At 68.2% G+C, this 16,619-nt stretch carries 16 protein-coding genes; 9 read left to right on the top strand and 7 right to left on the bottom strand.

Features of this window, described 5'->3' with window-relative positions; translation table 11 throughout:
* Positions 1-38 precede the first annotated feature (38 nt).
* The 6 genes from gyrB to dnaA form a co-directional block, all read right to left on the bottom strand.
* Positions 39-2,126 (bottom strand): DNA topoisomerase (ATP-hydrolyzing) subunit B, encoded by a 2,088-nt coding sequence (gene gyrB, locus ACZ6C6_RS26875; RefSeq protein ID WP_469206064.1) that lies wholly within the window; start codon positions 2,124-2,126, stop codon positions 39-41.
* 353 nt (positions 2,127-2,479) lie between these two features.
* Positions 2,480-3,043 (bottom strand): DciA family protein, encoded by a 564-nt coding sequence (locus ACZ6C6_RS26870; RefSeq protein ID WP_469206062.1) that lies wholly within the window; start codon positions 3,041-3,043, stop codon positions 2,480-2,482.
* Entirely contained in the window at positions 3,040-4,170 is a 1,131-nt protein-coding gene (recF, locus tag ACZ6C6_RS26865) for a DNA replication/repair protein RecF (protein ID WP_469206060.1), read from the bottom strand. Before recF ends, ACZ6C6_RS26870 begins: the two co-directional genes overlap by 4 nt.
* 83 nt (positions 4,171-4,253) lie before the next feature.
* On the bottom strand, positions 4,254-5,132 hold the full coding sequence (gnd, locus tag ACZ6C6_RS26860; RefSeq protein ID WP_469206059.1) for a phosphogluconate dehydrogenase (NAD(+)-dependent, decarboxylating): 879 nt from the start codon (positions 5,130-5,132) through the stop codon (positions 4,254-4,256).
* Positions 5,133-5,260: 128 nt separating this feature from the next.
* Positions 5,261-6,391, bottom strand: coding sequence for a DNA polymerase III subunit beta (gene dnaN, locus ACZ6C6_RS26855; RefSeq protein ID WP_073966647.1), 1,131 nt, complete (start codon positions 6,389-6,391; stop codon positions 5,261-5,263).
* A 936-nt stretch (positions 6,392-7,327) separates the two neighbouring features.
* Positions 7,328-9,130, bottom strand: coding sequence for a chromosomal replication initiator protein DnaA (gene dnaA, locus ACZ6C6_RS26850; RefSeq protein ID WP_469206057.1), 1,803 nt, complete (start codon positions 9,128-9,130; stop codon positions 7,328-7,330).
* 382 nt (positions 9,131-9,512) lie between these two features.
* Here dnaA and rpmH point away from each other — a divergent pair, with 382 nt between their 5' ends.
* From rpmH to ACZ6C6_RS26805, 9 genes are all read left to right on the top strand, one after another.
* Complete coding sequence (rpmH, locus tag ACZ6C6_RS26845) at positions 9,513-9,650, top strand: 50S ribosomal protein L34 (protein WP_006348049.1); 138 nt, start codon at positions 9,513-9,515, stop codon at positions 9,648-9,650.
* Positions 9,651-9,671: 21 nt separating this feature from the next.
* The gene (rnpA, locus tag ACZ6C6_RS26840) at positions 9,672-10,043 is read left to right on the top strand and encodes a ribonuclease P protein component (RefSeq protein WP_469206054.1); all 372 of its coding nucleotides are present in this window, start codon (positions 9,672-9,674) and stop codon (positions 10,041-10,043) included.
* Positions 10,040-10,399, top strand: a complete 360-nt coding sequence (gene yidD, locus ACZ6C6_RS26835) for a membrane protein insertion efficiency factor YidD (RefSeq protein ID WP_469206053.1) — start codon at positions 10,040-10,042, stop codon at positions 10,397-10,399. The genes rnpA and yidD overlap by 4 nt, the downstream gene beginning before the upstream one ends.
* A 3-nt stretch (positions 10,400-10,402) precedes the next feature.
* Positions 10,403-11,665 carry a membrane protein insertase YidC gene (gene yidC, locus ACZ6C6_RS26830; RefSeq protein WP_469206051.1) on the top strand — a complete coding sequence of 421 codons (1,263 nt, stop codon included), beginning with the start codon at positions 10,403-10,405 and terminating at the stop codon, positions 11,663-11,665.
* A gap of 14 nt (positions 11,666-11,679) precedes the next feature.
* On the top strand, positions 11,680-12,189 hold the full coding sequence (locus ACZ6C6_RS26825) for a Jag family protein (protein ID WP_469206049.1): 510 nt from the start codon (positions 11,680-11,682) through the stop codon (positions 12,187-12,189).
* Between the two features lie 108 nt (positions 12,190-12,297).
* Complete coding sequence (gene rsmG / locus ACZ6C6_RS26820; RefSeq protein WP_469206153.1) at positions 12,298-13,014, top strand: 16S rRNA (guanine(527)-N(7))-methyltransferase RsmG; 717 nt, start codon at positions 12,298-12,300, stop codon at positions 13,012-13,014.
* A 209-nt stretch (positions 13,015-13,223) separates the two neighbouring features.
* Positions 13,224-14,300 (top strand): ParA family protein, encoded by a 1,077-nt coding sequence (locus tag ACZ6C6_RS26815; protein WP_469206151.1) that lies wholly within the window; start codon positions 13,224-13,226, stop codon positions 14,298-14,300.
* Complete coding sequence (locus ACZ6C6_RS26810; protein ID WP_469206047.1) at positions 14,297-15,382, top strand: ParB/RepB/Spo0J family partition protein; 1,086 nt, start codon at positions 14,297-14,299, stop codon at positions 15,380-15,382. Before ACZ6C6_RS26815 ends, ACZ6C6_RS26810 begins: the two co-directional genes overlap by 4 nt.
* A gap of 161 nt (positions 15,383-15,543) precedes the next feature.
* On the top strand, positions 15,544-16,161 hold the full coding sequence (locus ACZ6C6_RS26805) for a GNAT family N-acetyltransferase (protein WP_469206045.1): 618 nt from the start codon (positions 15,544-15,546) through the stop codon (positions 16,159-16,161).
* A gap of 90 nt (positions 16,162-16,251) precedes the next feature.
* Here ACZ6C6_RS26805 and trxA read toward each other — a convergent pair whose 3' ends face one another.
* Positions 16,252-16,590 carry a thioredoxin gene (trxA, locus tag ACZ6C6_RS26800; protein ID WP_469206043.1) on the bottom strand — a complete coding sequence of 113 codons (339 nt, stop codon included), beginning with the start codon at positions 16,588-16,590 and terminating at the stop codon, positions 16,252-16,254.
* Between the last annotated feature and the right edge of the window lie 29 nt (positions 16,591-16,619).

The following is a 16,619-nucleotide window of genomic DNA, read 5'->3' as shown; positions in this document are numbered from 1 at the left end:
AAAATCCTTTCGCGCTGCGGCTTGCTTGTGCGGCCGACTCAGATGTCGAGGAAGCGGACGTCCTTGGCGTTGCGCTGGATGAACGAGCGCCGCGCCTCGACGTCCTCACCCATGAGCACCGAGAACAGGTCGTCGGCCTGCGCCGCGTCGTCCAGCGTGACCTGGCCGAGAACCCGGTGGTCGATGTCCATCGTGGTGACGCGCAGCTCCTCGGCGTTCATCTCACCGAGACCCTTGAAGCGCTGGATCGAGTCTTCCTTGATCCGCTTGCCGTTCTGCTTGCCGAGCGCGACCAGGGCGTCCCGCTCGCGGTCCGAGTACGCGTACTCGGAGTCGTCGCGACCCCACTTGATCTTGTACAGCGGGGGACGCGACAGGTAGACGTGGCCGGCCTCGACCAGCGGACGCATGAAGCGGAACAGGAAGGTCAGCAGCAGGGTGTTGATGTGCTGGCCGTCGACGTCGGCGTCCGCCATCAGGATGATCTTGTGATAGCGGAGCTTCTCGATGTCGAAGTCCTCGTGGACCCCGGTGCCGAACGCCGAGATCAGCGCCTGGACCTCGGTGTTCTGGAGGATCTTGTCGACCCGGGCCTTCTCGACGTTCAGGATCTTGCCGCGGATCGGCAGGATCGCCTGGTACATCGGGTTGCGGCCGGACTTGGCCGAGCCGCCTGCGGAGTCACCCTCGACGATGAAGATCTCGCACTTGGTGGGGTCGTTCGACTGGCAGTCGCTGAGCTTGCCCGGGAGCGACGCGCTCTCCAGCAGCCCCTTGCGCCGGGTCAGGTCGCGCGCCTTGCGGGCCGCCACACGGGCGGTCGAGGCGGCGATGCCCTTGCGGATGATGTCGGCCGCCTCGTTGGGGTTGCGGTCGAACCAGTCCGTCAGCTGCTCGTGGACGACCTTCTGCACGAAGGTCTTGGCCTCCGTGTTGCCCAGCTTGGTCTTCGTCTGGCCCTCGAACTGCGGCTCGCCCAGCTTCACCGAAATGATCGCGGTCAAACCTTCGCGGACGTCCTCACCGGTGAGGTTGTCGTCCTTCTCGCGCAGCAGCTTCTTGTCGCGGGCGTACCGGTTGACCAGGGAGGTCAGCGCGGCACGGAAGCCTTCCTCGTGCGTACCGCCCTCGTGCGTGTGGATCGCGTTGGCGAAGGAGTACACCCCCTCGGTGTACTGCGTGTTCCACTGCATGGCGATCTCGACCGAGAGCAGCCGGTCCTTGTCCTCCGCCGCGATGTCGATCACCGACTGGTGGATGACGTCGCCCTTGCGGGAGTTGAGGTACTTGACGAAGTCGACGATGCCGTTCTCGTAGTGGTACGTGACCGAACGGGCCACTTCCTCCTCGGGAACGTCCACCGCCTCGGCGCTGTCCGCACCGGCCGTCGCCTTCGCCGACTCCCGTTCGTCGGTCAGCTTGAGGGTGAGGCCCTTGTTGAGGAAGGCCATCTCCTGGAAGCGGCGCGAGAGCGTCTCGAAGGAGTACTCGGTCGTCTCGAAGATGTCGCCGTCGGCCCAGAAGGTGACGCTGGTGCCCGTCTCGTCGGTTTCCTCGTTGCGCGCCAGCGGGGCGGTCGGGACACCGAACTTGTAGTCCTGGGTCCAGCGGTACCCGTCGGTCTTCACCTCGACGGCCACCCGCGTGGACAGGGCGTTGACGACGGAGACACCGACGCCGTGCAGACCACCGGAGACGGCGTAACCGCCGCCGCCGAACTTGCCGCCCGCGTGCAGGACGGTGAGGACGACCTCGACGGCCGGCTTGCCCTCGGACGGCACGATGCCGACGGGGATGCCACGGCCGTTGTCGATCACGCGCACCCCGCCGTCGGCGAGGATCGTGACGTCGATGGAGTCCGCGTGCCCGGCCATGGCCTCGTCGACCGAGTTGTCCACGACCTCCTGCACGAGGTGGTGGAGACCGCGCTCACCGGTCGAGCCGATGTACATGCCAGGTCGCTTGCGGACCGCGTCCAGACCCTCCAGCACGGTGATCGCGCTGGCGTCGTACGAGGCCTGTGCCTCGGCCGGGACGGGAGCGGCGTCGCCCTCGCCCTGGGTGGACGGAATGTTCTCGTTGGGGTTGCCGGAATCGGCCACGAAGCGCCCTTTCTGGCACAGCACAGGCCGTTCTCCGGGCAGGCGGGAGCGGCTGCGTCGTTCGGCTTGTATCGACGAATCCCGCAAGACGCGGGATTGTTCATCAGTCTACCGGTAGCGCCGACCCGAATGGGGGTTTGCGGGTACCTGAGTACGCATGTGCCGCCCTGAATGAGCGGCTGACGACTCCCCATATCCGGGAAGGGGCCTCAAGGGGCTCACGCAGGCGTTGAGCGCTTCGGCCTGTCAGCCTCCCGCTACGGTGAGGGACGCCCGCTCACCACCACCTGGTTTCACGTGCCACGTAATCCGGCCCCCGGCCGGCCGGGACGCGGCCCGGACCCGGGCGCGAGATGAAAAGCCCAGGTCGCGGCGGGTCATCCGTAGGTGTCGCCCGGGCCCGTGCTGCCCGGGGCACGCAGCGGGCCGAACCGGTGCTGCGGGCCGCCGGGGCCCAGCACCTTGATCATCCGTACCGTGCCGTTGCCCAGGTCCGCGTTGAGCCGGGCCACCAACTGGGGAGCCAGCAGCCGCAGCTGCGTCGCCCAGGCCGTCGAATCGCACTGGACCGTCAGCACCCGCTGGTCCGGATCCTCGTCGTACCGCACGGGCACACAGTGCAGCGCGAGGTCGTCACCGACGATCTGCGGCCAGCGGCCCATCACCCCGCCCACCGCCGCCGGGGTCTCCCAGCCGCGCTCGGTGATCAGCCGGTTGATCGCGGCGCCCAGCGGCAGCGGATCGCGGCCGTCCCGCCGCGCCCCGGAGCGCAGCCCGCCGCCGCGTCTGGCCTGCTTCTTCTGCTGCGCCGCCTCACCCCGCGCCCGCGCCTGCTCCTTCGCCGCGCGCAGGGCGACCCGGGCCAGGTCGACGCCGGACGGCTCCGCAGGCTTCGGCCCGTCCTCGCCGCCCGGGGCCTTCCCCTCACCGTCGCCGTTCACAACCGCTCCACCTCGCCGGCGGACACGGCGTACCGGGTCCCCGCGAGCGCCCCCGGCACGTCGTCGTCGACCGCCGCGGTCACCAGCACCTGCTCGGCCGGCGCCACCAGCTCCGCCAGCCGCTCCCTGCGGCGGGCGTCCAGCTCGGCGAACACGTCGTCCAGCACCAGCACCGGTTCGTTGCCCTCGCCGCGCAACAGCTCGTACGAGGCGAGGCGCAGCGCCAGCGCGTACGACCAGGACTCCCCGTGGCTCGCGTATCCCTTGGCGGGCATCCCGCGCAGGCCGAGGACCAGGTCGTCGCGGTGCGGGCCGACCAGCGTCACTCCACGTTCGATCTCCTGCTTGCGGACACCGGCCAGGGCCTCGATGAGCTGCTCGTACAGCTCCTCGCGCGTGCGTGCGGGGCCGGCCTCGCCGCCGACGGAGCTGCGGTAGTCCAGCGCCACCGGGCCGCCGCCCGGCGCCACGTCCCCGTACGCCTTGTCCGCCAGCGGCTGGAGCGTGGCGATCAGGTCCAGGCGCTGGGCCAGCAACTCCGCGCCCACCCCGGCCAGATGCTGGTCCCACACGTCGAGCGTCGACAGGTCCAGGGAGCGCCCGCCGTGCCTGCGGGCCATCGCGGCGGACTTCAGCAGTGTGTTCCGCTGCTTGAGCACGCGCTCGTAGTCGGAGCGCACTCCGGCCATCCGCGGCGCCCGCGCGGTGACCAGCTCGTCCAGGAACCGCCGGCGCTCGCCGGGGTCGCCCTTGATCAGGGCCAGGTCCTCGGGGGCGAACAGCACCGTCCGTACGATGCCGAGCACGTCACGGGGTCTGACCTGCGACGATCTATTGATCCTGGCGCGGTTCGCCTTGCCCGGGTTGAGCTCCAGCTCGACCAGCTGCGAGCGCTCGCCCTGGGTGACGGCCGCCCTGATCACCGCACGCTCGGCGCCCATGCGGACGAGCGGGGCGTCGGAGGAGACGCGGTGGCTGCCGAGCGTGGCGAGGTAGCCGACGGCCTCCACCAGATTCGTCTTGCCCTGGCCGTTGGCCCCCACGAACGCGGTGACGCCCGGGTCGAGGGACACCTCGGCCCGGGCGTACGAGCGGAAGTCGGCCAGCGACAGATGCGTGACGTGCATGATGTGCGCCGACCTTCCCGGCTTCCTGCTCCGTGCTCCGTAGGCGGGAGGGACGGTCGGCCCCTCCCGCTGCTCGTTGCGGGTTACTTCTTGTTCTCGACCGCGTGGCCGCCGAACTGGTTGCGCAGCGCGGCGATCATCTTCATCTGCGGGGAGTCGTCCTGGCGCGAGGCGAAGCGCGCGAAGAGCGACGCCGTGATCGCGGGCAGCGGCACCGCGTTGTCGATCGCGGCCTCGACCGTCCAGCGGCCTTCGCCCGAGTCGGCCGCGTAGCCGCGGAGCTTGTCGAGGTGCTCGTCGTCGTCCAGGGCGTTGACCGCCAGGTCGAGCAGCCAGGAACGGATGACCGTGCCCTCCTGCCAGGAGCGGAAGACCTCGCGCACGTCGGTGACGGAGTCGACCTTCTCCAGGAGCTCCCAGCCCTCGGCGTACGCCTGCATCATGGCGTACTCGATGCCGTTGTGGACCATCTTGGCGAAGTGGCCGGCGCCGACCTTGCCCGCGTGGACGGAACCGAAGTCGCCCTCGGGCTTCAGTGCGTCGAAGATCGGCTGGACCTTCGCCACGTCCTCGGCGTCGCCGCCGTACATGAGCGCGTAGCCGTTCTCCAGGCCCCAGACGCCGCCGGAGACGCCGCAGTCCACGAAGCCGATGCCCTTGGCGCGCAGCTCCTCCGCGTGCTTCTCGTCGTCGGTCCAGCGGCTGTTCCCGCCGTCCACGACGATGTCGCCGGGCGAGAGGAGCTCGGCCAGCTCGTCCACGGTGGACTGGGTCGCGGCTCCGGCCGGGACCATCACCCACACGACGCGGGGGCCCTTGAGGCCGCCCACAAGCTCTTCCAGGCTGTGGACATCGGCGAGATCCGGGTTGCGGTCGTAACCGATGACGGTGTGGCCTGCGCGGCGGATGCGCTCGCGCATGTTGCCGCCCATCTTGCCGAGGCCGACGAGACCGAGCTCCATCAGAGATTCCTTAGCGTTGTGCCGATTCGTACCCGCTTCCGAGCCTACGCCCGGAAGGGGACAGGACGCCGGGCGTGCTCGGCGCTGAACACACCCGTCGGGCCCCGCCGGAGCGGGGCCGGGAGGGGTCAGCCGGAGAGGCGGACCGGCATGATCAGGTACTTGTACGCGTCGTCCGCCTCGGCGTCCACGGCCGGGCGTCCGCTGAGCAGCGCCGGCTTGGTGGAGGTCGTGAACGAGAGCTGGGCGACGGGGGAGTCGATGGCGCTGAGGCCGTCGAGCAGGAAGGTCGGGTTGAAGGCGATCGAGATGTCGTCGCCCTCCAGTACGGCGTCGACCCTTTCCACAGCCTGTGCGTCGTCGCTGGAGCCGGCCTCCAGGATCAGCACGCCCTGCTCGAAGGTCAGCCGGACCGGGGTGTTGCGCTCGGCCACCAGGGCGACGCGCTTGACGGCCTCCACGAACGGGGCGGTCTCGATCACCGCGACCGAGTTGAACTCGGTGGGGAAGAGCGTCCGGTACTTCGGCAGGTCGCCTTCGAGCAGTCGGGTGGTCGTACGCCGTCCGGCGCCCTCGAAACCGATGAGCCCTTCCCCCGCGCCGGAGCCCGACAGCGCCAGGGTGACCGTGTCACCGCTGGTGAGGGCCTTGGCGGTGTCGAGCAGCGTCTTGGCGGGGACCAGGGCGACGGCGGAAGCCTCCGGGTCCTCCGGCTTCCAGAGGAACTCGCGGACCGCGAAGCGGTAGCGGTCGGTGGAGGCGAGGGTGACGGTGTCGCCCTCGATCTCGATACGGACACCGGTCAGGACGGGCAGCGTGTCGTCGCGGCCGGCGGCGATGGCGACCTGCGCGGCGGCGGAGGCGAAGACCTCACCGGGCACGGTGCCGGTCGCGGTCGGCATCTGGGGAAGTGCCGGGTACTCCTCCACAGGAAGGGTGTGGAGTGTGAATCGCGAGGAGCCGCAGGAGACGGTCGCCCGTACACCGTCTGTGGAGATCTCCACCGGCCGGTTGGGCAGGGCGCGGCAGATGTCGGCGAGCAGCCGGCCGGAGACGAGGACGGTGCCGTCCTCCTCGACCTCGGCCTCCACCGACACCCGTGCCGAGACCTCGTAGTCGAAGCTGGAGAAGCTGAGCGCTCCGTCCTCGGCCTTCAGCAGAAGGCCCGCGAGAACGGGCGCCGGCGGACGGGCCGGAAGGCTGCGGGCCACCCAGGCCACCGCCTCCGCGAGTACATCGCGCTCCACCCGGATCTTCACCGGAACCGCCTCCTGCTGTTTTCGCCCTGTCGGCCTTCGTCGTCTGGTCGGGTCGCTCCGCCGATGAGAGGGGAGGACGCCGGGGACCAGTCTGACGCACCGCACCGACACTCGTTGCTGCTCGGGGTCAAATCGCGGCGAGCGGCCCGAAGCGCGCCGAGGGCGAGTTGTGCACAGGGCCCACTTCGAAACGGATTCCGGGCTAACTATGAGTGGTGGTAGTAGTAGGCCCTGTGGAAACCGTGGATAACCCCGTTTTCGCAGCTCAGAGCCTGTTTTTTATCCACCGAGCCTGTGGGTGGAACCAGTGGACAACCCGGGCTTTCTGTGGACACCCGGAAGTTGTGCACAACCCGTACACAGGGGAGGGCAGTTTCTCCCCAGGTCTGTCCCCAGCTTTACCCCCGTTCCCCACAGGCCAACCCTGCCCCTTGGTGTGACGCCTTTCACTCGGGCTGGTGACGGGGCCTGTCGTGTTGCCGAACAGTGGACAGTGATGTGGAGAAGCGGCCCCCTGCTGGGGAAAACGGTCCCGGGCCTGTGGGCAGTCGGTGGACAACTTTGACCACAGCCTGTGGACGAAGATCTTGTCCACAGGCTGTGGATCATCGTTGACCACAAATCCCCAACCCGCTGAGCTGGCCGGATGTCCTCCCGAAGGTTCTGCCTGTGGATGCAGTATGGACAACTTTTGGATCCCCAGGCTGTGGAGGGAAAAAAGTGCCCAGATCTGTGGAGAACACCCGTGACCTCACGATGAATCGAACAGACCGGGGGCTCCGGGAGCTGCCCCGGCGGACGGCAGGCCGGCCTCCCGGATCCGCGTGAAGGGGGTTGCGAGCCGCTTTTCGGGGAATGCCGAAGGGCGCTGTGCGGACTCCTGACGAGTCCGCACAGCGCCCTTCGGATACGTGCGGTGGTCGGCGCGGGGCGCCGTCAGCCGTTCTTGATGCGGTTGGTGAGCTCGGTGACCTGGTTGTAGATGGAGCGCCGCTCCGCCATCAGCGCCCGGATCTTGCGGTCCGCGTGCATCACCGTCGTATGGTCCCGGCCGCCGAACTGCGCACCGATCTTGGGCAGTGAGAGATCGGTCAGTTCACGGCACAGATACATGGCGATCTGCCGGGCCGTCACCAGCACCCGGCTGCGCGACGATCCGCAGAGGTCCTCCACCGTCAGGCCGAAGTAGTCCGCGGTCGCCGCCATGATGGCGGAGGCCGTGATCTCGGGGGCCGTGTCCTCGCCGCCCGGGATCAGGTCCTTCAGCACGATCTCCGTGAGCCCCAGGTCCACGGGCTGCCGGTTGAGGCTCGCGAAGGCCGTCACACGGATGAGAGCGCCCTCCAGCTCACGGATGTTGCGCGAGATCCGTGAGGCGATGAACTCCAGCACCTCCGGAGGGGCGTTGAGCTGCTCCTGCACCGCCTTCTTGCGCAGGATCGCGATCCTGGTCTCCAGCTCGGGAGGCTGTACGTCGGTGGTCAGCCCCCACTCGAAACGATTCCGCAACCGGTCCTCCAGAGTGACCAGTTGCTTCGGCGGCCGGTCGGAGGACAGCACGATCTGCTTGTTGGCGTTGTGCAGCGTATTGAAGGTGTGGAAGAACTCCTCCTGCGTCGACTCCTTGCTCGCCAGGAACTGGATGTCGTCCACGAGCAGGATGTCGACGTCGCGGTACCGCTTGCGGAAGGTGTCGCCCTTGCCGTCGCGGATCGAGTTGATGAACTCGTTGGTGAACTCCTCGGAGCTCACGTACCGCACCCGGGTGCCCGGGTAGAGGCTCCGCGCGTAGTGCCCGATGGCGTGCAGCAGATGGGTCTTGCCGAGTCCCGACTCCCCGTAGACGAACAGGGGGTTGTACGCCTTCGCGGGCGCCTCGGCCACCGCCACGGCCGCGGCGTGCGCGAAGCGGTTCGAGGCCCCGATGACGAAGGTGTCGAAGAGGTACTTCGGGTTCAGCCGGGCGTGCGGCTCGCCGGGGCCGGGGGCCGGCGCGGGCTGTGCGCCCATCGGGCCCGGGGCTCCGCCGGGCCGGCCGGTGCCGGGGCGGTGCTGCGGCTCCGGCAGATCCGGGCGCTCGGAGCGGGAGCGCTCGGTGTGCTGGGGCTCGTACCCCTGGCGCTCGGGCGGCTGCTGCCGGTAGTCGTGCTGCGGGGGGCGGCCGCCGCCGTACGGCTCGCGCCACTGGTCGGCCGCCGGCTCGCGGTCCTGGAAACCCCCGAGCCGGGGCTGCTGCCAGGACAGGTCCTCCTGGGTACGCGGCCAGGCGCCGGGCTCCGGGCGCTGCTGCTGGTAGTCCGGGTAGGCGGGCCGGGCGGTGGGCATGCCGTCGTCCGCCGGACGGCTCCCGTAGCCGTCGTACGCGTCGCCGCTGTGCCGGCCCTCGTCGTGCTGCGGGCCCTGGTAGCGGTGGGGCGGCGGGGGGGACTGGTGCATCGGGGGCGCGGGCGGGCCCGACGGCTCGCCCGCGGAATCGTCGACCGTGATCGCGATCCGGATGGGGCGCCCGCACTCCCGGCTCAGCGTCTCGCTGATGAGGGGGGCGAGGCGGCCTTCGAGGACCCGCTTGCCCCATTCATTGGGGACGGCGAGGAGTGCGGTGTCGGCGACCAGAGCGAGCGGCTGGCAGCGCTCGATCCACTGCTTGTCCTTCGGCTCGATGCCCTGCTGCCCCTCCCCGAGGAGCTGCTCCAGCACTCGCGGCCACACTGCGGCAAGATCGGCAGGTACGTCAGCCACAGGGCACGCTCTCTCGCTGGTCCCACGAATGTGTGGTTCTCGGGACGGTATGGGTCGGGATGGGTGAGGACCGGCAGGCGGGAAGAAAAAGAACCGGAGTTCAGCCACGGTAGTCAGCCCGACCCGCGCGGTTCAAGTCGTTGTCCACAGCCTGTGCACAATGGGGGGTCCGACAGGGTCGGTTTGACCGGATGGCGTAGCCGCGCGTACCGTGACCAGGTCGAGTTGTCGATGGCTGCTGCCGCCTGCCTCCGATGGGCAAAGATCACGATCTGTGATTGTGAATGCGGTGCACTAGGGCGTTTACGCGAGTCTCTCGTGGGCGCACGGTGACAGCCAGGCGATGTCCCGCCAACACACGAGTCATTTCTGGAGCCCCCGAGTGAGCAAGCGCACCTTCCAGCCGAACAACCGTCGTCGCGCGAAGACCCACGGCTTCCGGCTGCGTATGCGTACCCGTGCCGGCCGCGCGATTCTCGCGTCCCGCCGTAGCAAGGGTCGCGCCAGCCTGTCCGCCTGATCGCGTACAGGTCGTCATGACGTGCTGCCTTCCGAGAATCGGCTGAGGCGGCGCGAGGACTTCGCGACCGCGGTACGACGAGGACGCCGGGCCGGTCGTCCGCTCCTCGTCGTCCATCTACGAAGCGGTGCAACCGACCCGCACGTGCCGGGGGAGAACGTTCCCCCGCCGCGTGCGGGTTTCGTTGTCAGCAAAGCCGTAGGTGGCGCGGTCGTCCGCACAGCGGTGAAGCGCAAGCTTCGCCACCTGGTCCGAGAACGACTCGCCCTGCTGCCCCCCGGTAGCCTGGTTGTCGTACGAGCGTTGCCCGGTTCGGGCGACGCCGGCCATGAACAGCTGGCCCGAGACCTGGACGCCGCTTTGCAGCGGCTGCTGGGAGGGGGCGTGCGATGAAGTACCCGCTGCTGGCTCTCATCAAGCTGTACCAGTGGACGATCAGCCCACTTCTCGGGCCTGTCTGCCGTTACTACCCGTCGTGTTCCCACTATGGATATACGGCGATCGACCGGCACGGAGCGATCAAGGGAACCGCGCTGACGGCCTGGCGCATCCTGCGATGCAATCCGTGGTCACCCGGCGGCGTGGACTACGTACCACCACGCAAACGTCCGCGTTGGCACGAACTGCTGCGCAGCGCCATACGCGGTAGCAAGGGCGGGGACTCCGCCGCTGACGTGCCTCCCGGGGGTCCGGCCACCGAGCTCCCGAGTTCGGCCGCAGAGACTTCGCCCAATGCTCAAGGAGCCTGATTAGTGGACACGATTGCCAGTCTGTTCAGCTTCATCACCTGGCCCGTCTCCTGGGTCATCGTCCAGTTCCACAAGTTGTACGGGTGGATCTTCGGGCCTGACACCGGATGGGCCTGGGGTCTGTCCATCGTGTCCCTCGTGGTCCTGATCCGTATCTGCCTGATCCCGCTGTTCGTCAAGCAGATCAAGTCGACGCGGAACATGCAGCTGCTCCAGCCGAAGATGAAGGCGATCCAGGAGCGCTACAAGAGCGACAAGCAGCGTCAGTCCGAAGAGATGATGAAGCTGTACAAGGAGACGGGTACCAACCCGCTCTCCTCGTGCCTGCCCATCATCGCGCAGTCCCCGTTCTTCTTCGCGCTGTACCACGTACTCTCCGCTATCGCCTCGAACAAGAAGATCGGCGTCATCGACCAGTCGCTGCTGGACAGCGCTCGTCAGGCCCACATCTTCGGTGCGCCGCTGGCTGCCAAGTTCATGGACAGCGCGGAGAAGGTCGACGCCCTCGGTGCTTCGCTGACCGACGTCCGGATCGTCACCGCGGTCATGATCGTGATGATGTCGGCCTCGCAGTTCTTCACGCAGCGCCAGCTGATGACGAAGAACGTCGACCTGACGGTCAAGACGCCGTACATGCAGCAGCAGAAGATGCTGATGTACATCTTCCCGCTGATCTTCGCGGTCATGGGCATCAACTTCCCCGTCGGTGTCCTCGTCTACTGGCTCACCACGAACGTCTGGACCATGGGTCAGCAGATGTACGTGATCAACCAGAACCCGACGCCGGGCAGCAAGGCCCAGGAGCAGTACCTCGGACGCCTGCTGAAGAGCGTCACCGCGCACGGTGAGGTCCGCGGGCGGACACGGCGCAACACCGTCAAGCGGATCGTGGCCAAGGGCCCGGACCGCAATGACATCGAGCGGAAGTTCGTCGTCGGACTGGCCAAGCTCGGGCTCGCTCCCCAGGAGGACGGCACGGTCGTCAAGAGCGACACCGCCGTCGCCGAGGCCGAGGGCAGTGCCCCGCAGCGCCGCCAGCAGCCCAAGCGGCAGACCAAGGCGCAGCGCCAGACCGGCGCGACCCACCAGGGCGGTGCCAAGGACGACGACTCCAGCGAGTCGGAGTCCAAGACCTCCCTGAAGAAGAGCTCCGCGCAGGACGACAAGTCGAAGCCGGCGGGCAAGGCCGCGTCCGGCTCCTCACGCCAAGCCAAGTCCGGACAGCGCAAGGGCCCGCAGCGGCCCAAGCACCCGTCCAAGAAGTAAGAAGGAGTCCATCCGTGACGGAAGGCACCACCTCCCTGGCCGCTGAGGGCAGCGACACCCTGACCCGCCTTGAGCAGGAAGGGGAGATCGCAGCGGACTACCTCGAAGGGCTGCTCGACATCGCCGACCTCGACGGCGACATCGACATGGACGTCGAGGCGGACCGTGCCGCGGTCTCGATCATCAGCGACTCGGCGCGCGAGCTGCAGAAGCTCGTGGGGCGCGACGGTGAGGTCCTGGAGGCGCTCCAGGAGCTGACGCGGCTCGCCGTGCACCGGGAGACCGGTGACCGGAGCCGTCTGATGCTGGACATCGCCGGCTTCCGAGCCAAGAAGCGCACGGAGCTCGCCGAGCTGGGTGCCAAGGCGGCGGACGAGGTCAAGAGCACCGGTGAGCCGGTGAAGCTGGACCCGATGACGCCGTTCGAGCGGAAGGTCGTGCACGACGCGGTCGCCGCGGCGGGCCTGCGCAGCGAATCGGAGGGCGAGGAGCCGCAGCGCTTCGTCGTCGTCCTGCCGGCCTGACCGGCTCCTTACCTGTCGGCCCCGTCTGTTCGCAGACGGGGCCGATCTTTGTCAGCCTGATAGACAGCCACCATGGTGCGGTAGTGCGGTATGGAAGGACGGTCCCCCGTGACGGAGGAAGTAGTGCTCCCCCAGGCGCCCGACGAGGCCCGGGAAGTGTTCGGTGAGTGCTTTCCCGAGGCTGTCCGGTACGCGGAACTGCTGGCGGACGCGGGTGTCACGCGCGGGCTGATCGGGCCGCGCGAGGTTCCGCGCCTGTGGGAGAGGCATCTGCTGAACTGCGCGGTGCTCTCCGAGGTCGTTCCCGAGGGGGTCACGGTCTGCGATGTGGGTTCCGGGGCCGGGCTTCCGGGCATTCCCCTGGCGCTGGTGCGCCCGGACCTGAAGATCACTCTCCTGGAACCGTTGCTGCGGCGGACGAACTTCCTTCAGGAGGTCGTGGAACTTCTGGGGCTCGATCATGTGACGGTTGTCCGTGGCCGTGCCGAGGAGGTTCTTGGCTCCCTGCAGCCGGTGCATGTCGTGACCGCCCGGGCGGTGGCCCCGCTGGACCGGCTGGCCGGCTGGGGTGTGCCCCTGTTGCGCCCGTACGGCGAGATGCTCGCGCTCAAGGGCGACACCGCCGAGGAGGAGATCAACGGTGCGCGGGCGGCGCTGAGCAAGCTGGGCGTGGTGGACACCGAGGTGCTCCATGTCGGTGAGGGCGTGGTCGACCCGACGTCCACTGTGGTCCGGGTGGTGGTTGGGGAGAGCCCGGGGGGTGTGAGGTTCGCCGCAAAGCGAGCCAAGGCTGCGCGGACCAGCCGGACGCGACGCCGCCGCTGAGCGTTGCGCGGAGTGTCGTAGCTCCGTAGCTACGCTGCGGAGGCATCGTGTTTCACGTGAAACGTCGTTCTCTGCTGCATGGAATCATCGGCCGCGGTCATGAGGCGGCCGCCCCTCCCCATCGCAGGCCCGTTAGGGCTACGGAGTTGTCCACAGAAGTGGTTTCATCCACAGAAGAGCGGGCCTCGCTGGTTCACGACCCCGAAACCATGACAGGCTCTGCTCATTGCGAGCCTGAAGTCGAGGAGAGTGAATCCTTGCGGTCCGACGCCAACATCGCGGGGCCGATGACCGATCCGGTCCCCGGCCCCCGAACCGAATCGGCGGGGAACGGTGTTTCACGTGAAACACCGCCGCCGATGGACGACACACCCATCGGTCGTGCGGCCCAGCTGGCAGTGGAGGCCCTGGGCCGAGCCGGCGAGGGGTTGCCACGGCCCGAGCAGACCCGCGTCATGGTCGTGGCCAACCAGAAGGGTGGGGTGGGCAAGACCACCTCGACGGTCAACCTCGCCGCGTCGCTGGCACTTCACGGGGCACGGGTCCTGGTGGTGGACCTCGACCCGCAGGGCAACGCCTCAACGGCTCTGGGTATCGATCACCACGCCGAAGTTCCCTCGATCTATGACGTCTTGGTGGAGAGCAGGCCGCTCTCCGACGTGGTTCAGCCCGTCCCGGACGTCGAAGGTCTCTTCTGCGCCCCGGCCACCATCGATCTCGCCGGTGCGGAGATCGAGCTGGTGTCGCTGGTGGCGCGGGAGAGTCGACTCCAGCGCGCCATCCAGGCGTATGAGCAGCCGCTGGATTACATCCTGATCGACTGCCCGCCCTCGTTGGGTCTACTGACAGTCAACGCACTGGTGGCCGGGGCGGAGGTACTGATCCCCATTCAGTGTGAGTACTACGCGCTGGAGGGGCTGGGCCAGCTCCTGCGGAACGTCGAGCTGGTACGGGGCCACCTGAACCCCGACCTCCATGTCTCGACGATCCTGCTCACCATGTACGACGGCCGGACCCGGCTGGCGTCACAGGTCGCGGAGGAGGTTCGCAGCCACTTCGGTAAGGAGGTGCTGAGGACCAGCATCCCCCGGTCGGTCCGCATCTCCGAGGCACCGAGTTACGGGCAGACCGTGCTCACATACGACCCCGGGTCCAGCGGGTCGCTGTCGTACCTCGAAGCAGCCCGCGAGATCGCGCTGCGAGGGGTCGGGATGCACTACGAGGGACAGCACGCCCACACGGGCGGTTCGATCAGTCAGCAGAGCAATTCGGAGGGGATCCAGTGAGTGAGCGTCGTCGAGGGTTGGGGCGAGGGCTCGGTGCCCTGATCCCAGCCGCTCCGCAGGAGAAGCAGCTGTCGTCCGCCGGCTCCGGGGCATCCTCGCCCGTACTGACCTCGGAGCGGGGTGTGGCCGCCGCCAAGGTGGCCACGCTCGGGGCCGCTCCCGTGGTGCCTGAGCCGAGCTCGCCGGTGTCAGGATCCGAGCCGACGGGCTCGGGCGATGTGGCCGGGGCGTACTTCGCCGAGGTACTGCTCGACTCCATCACGCCGAACCCTCGTCAGCCCCGTGAGGTCTTTGACGAGGACGCACTGGCGGAGCTGGTCACCTCCATCAAGGAGGTCGGTCTTCTCCAGCCGGTCGTGGTGCGCAAGATCGGGGCCGACCGCTTCGAACTCATCATGGGCGAGCGGCGCTGGAGGGCGTGCCGCGAGGCCGGCCTGGAGCGCATCCCGGCCATCGTCCGGGCCACGGACGACGAGAAGCTTCTCCTGGACGCCCTCCTGGAGAACCTGCACCGGGCCCAGCTGAACCCGCTGGAGGAGGCGGCCGCCTACGACCAGCTGCTCAAGGACTTCAAGTGCACGCACGACCAGCTGGCGGATCGGATCGGCCGTTCCCGGCCGCAGGTGTCCAACACCCTGCGCCTGCTGCGGCTGTCCCCGCCGGTGCAGCGCAGGGTCGCCGCCGGGGTGCTCTCGGCTGGCCACGCGCGTGCCTTGCTGTCGGTGGATGACTCCGAGGAGCAGGACAAGCTGGCCCATCGCATCGTGGCCGAAGGGCTCTCGGTGCGCGCGGTAGAGGAGATTGTGACGCTCATGGGCTCCAGGCCCACGAGTGCCAAGAAGGCCAAGGGGCCCCGGGCCGGGACGCGGCTCTCCCCGGCGCTCTCCGATCTGGCATCGCGGCTCTCCGACCGCTTCGAAACTCGGGTGAAGGTCGACCTCGGGCAGAAGAAGGGCAAGATCGTCGTGGAGTTCGCCTCGATGGAGGACCTGAACCGCATTCTCGGCAGCCTTGCCCCGGGTGAGGGCCGGGTGCTGGACCACGCCCCCTCCGAGGAGTCGGCAGAGGGCGGCGAGAGCTGACGTACGCCGAACGCTGAGGGCGGGCTGTTTCCGGTTCACGGATTACAGCCCGCCCTTTGCTCTCTCGCGGTGTCGGCTTGATCCGACGGTGGTTACGATGCGTTCTGGCAGGGCATTTCCGTCCATGACGCAGTGGGCGAGGGAAGTGAGGAACAGCCTTCATGGGGCGTCGGCTCGTACCGCTCACGCTGGACAACCTTCCCGACCTTCCCCGTCGCTGCCGCTCCTGCGTCTTCTGGGAGCTCGACCCGGTCAGCGGAGAGGCCGCTGTCAAGAGCGGGACGTCCGACCGGGAGAAGGAGGCATGGATCTCCGGGGTTCTGCTGGAGTGGGGCTCCTGCGGGCGGGTGGTCTACGTCGATGACGTGCCGGCCGGCTTTGTGCTCTACGCGCCACCCGCATACGTTCCGCGCGCCACTGCCTTTCCGACGAGTCCCGTCTCCCCCGATGCCGTTCAGCTGATGACCGCGCTGATCATGCCGGGCTACCGGGGGCAGGGGTTGGGTCGGGTCATGGTGCAGACCGTTGCCAAGGACCTGATCCGCCGGGGTTTCAAGGCGATCGAAGCCTTCGGAGACGCCCGGTGGAAGGAACCGGCCTGCGTGTTGCCTGCCGACCATCTTCTGGCGGTGGGCTTCAAGACCGTGCGCCCGCACCCGGTGCACCCCCGACTGCGGCTGGAACTTCGCACGACGCTGTCCTGGAAGGAAGACGTGGAGCTGGCACTGGACCGGCTCCTCGGTGCGGTGCAGAAGGAGCCGGCGCTGCGGCCTTTGTGAGGTGCGCGCGCTCCCTGAACGCACGGAAACGGGCCCGCCCCGGGAAGGACGGGCCCGTTTCACGTGAAACAAGCGGACGCAGCTTCTGCCTTACTGGTCCTTCTCGACGATGAAGCCCGCGAGGTCGCGGAGAATTGCGGCCTTCGGCTTGGCGCCGACGATGGTCTTGGCGACCTCGCCGCCCTGGTAGACGTTCAGCGTCGGGATGGACATGACGCCGTACTTGGCGGCGGTGGCCGGGTTCTCGTCAATGTTGAGCTTTACGATCTCGATCTCGCCGTGCTCGGCCGCGATGGCCTCCAGCGACGGGGCGATCTGGCGGCACGGGCCGCACCAGGCGGCCCAGAAGTCCACCAGCACAGGCTTGTCGCTCTTGAGGACGACCTCTTCGAAGGAGTCGTCGGTCACGTTCTGCAGGGCGCCGGCCACGGCGGCCTCCTAACTTCGCGGGGTGTGTG

Source organism: Streptomyces sp. NPDC041814 (genome assembly GCF_055590565.1).
This window is presented reverse-complemented; position numbering and strand designations above follow the sequence as displayed.

Coding starts and splice junctions, on each gene's coding strand:
- ACZ6C6_RS26805 (WP_469206045.1), top strand. CDS start 15,544: ATGGGGCGTCGGCTCGTACCGCTCACGCTGGACAACCTTCCCGACCTT.
- gnd (WP_469206059.1), bottom strand. CDS start 5,132: ATGGAGCTCGGTCTCGTCGGCCTCGGCAAGATGGGCGGCAACATGCGC.
- ACZ6C6_RS26815 (WP_469206151.1), top strand. CDS start 13,224: ATGACAGGCTCTGCTCATTGCGAGCCTGAAGTCGAGGAGAGTGAATCC.
- yidD (WP_469206053.1), top strand. CDS start 10,040: ATGAAGTACCCGCTGCTGGCTCTCATCAAGCTGTACCAGTGGACGATC.
- recF (WP_469206060.1), bottom strand. CDS start 4,170: ATGCACGTCACGCATCTGTCGCTGGCCGACTTCCGCTCGTACGCCCGG.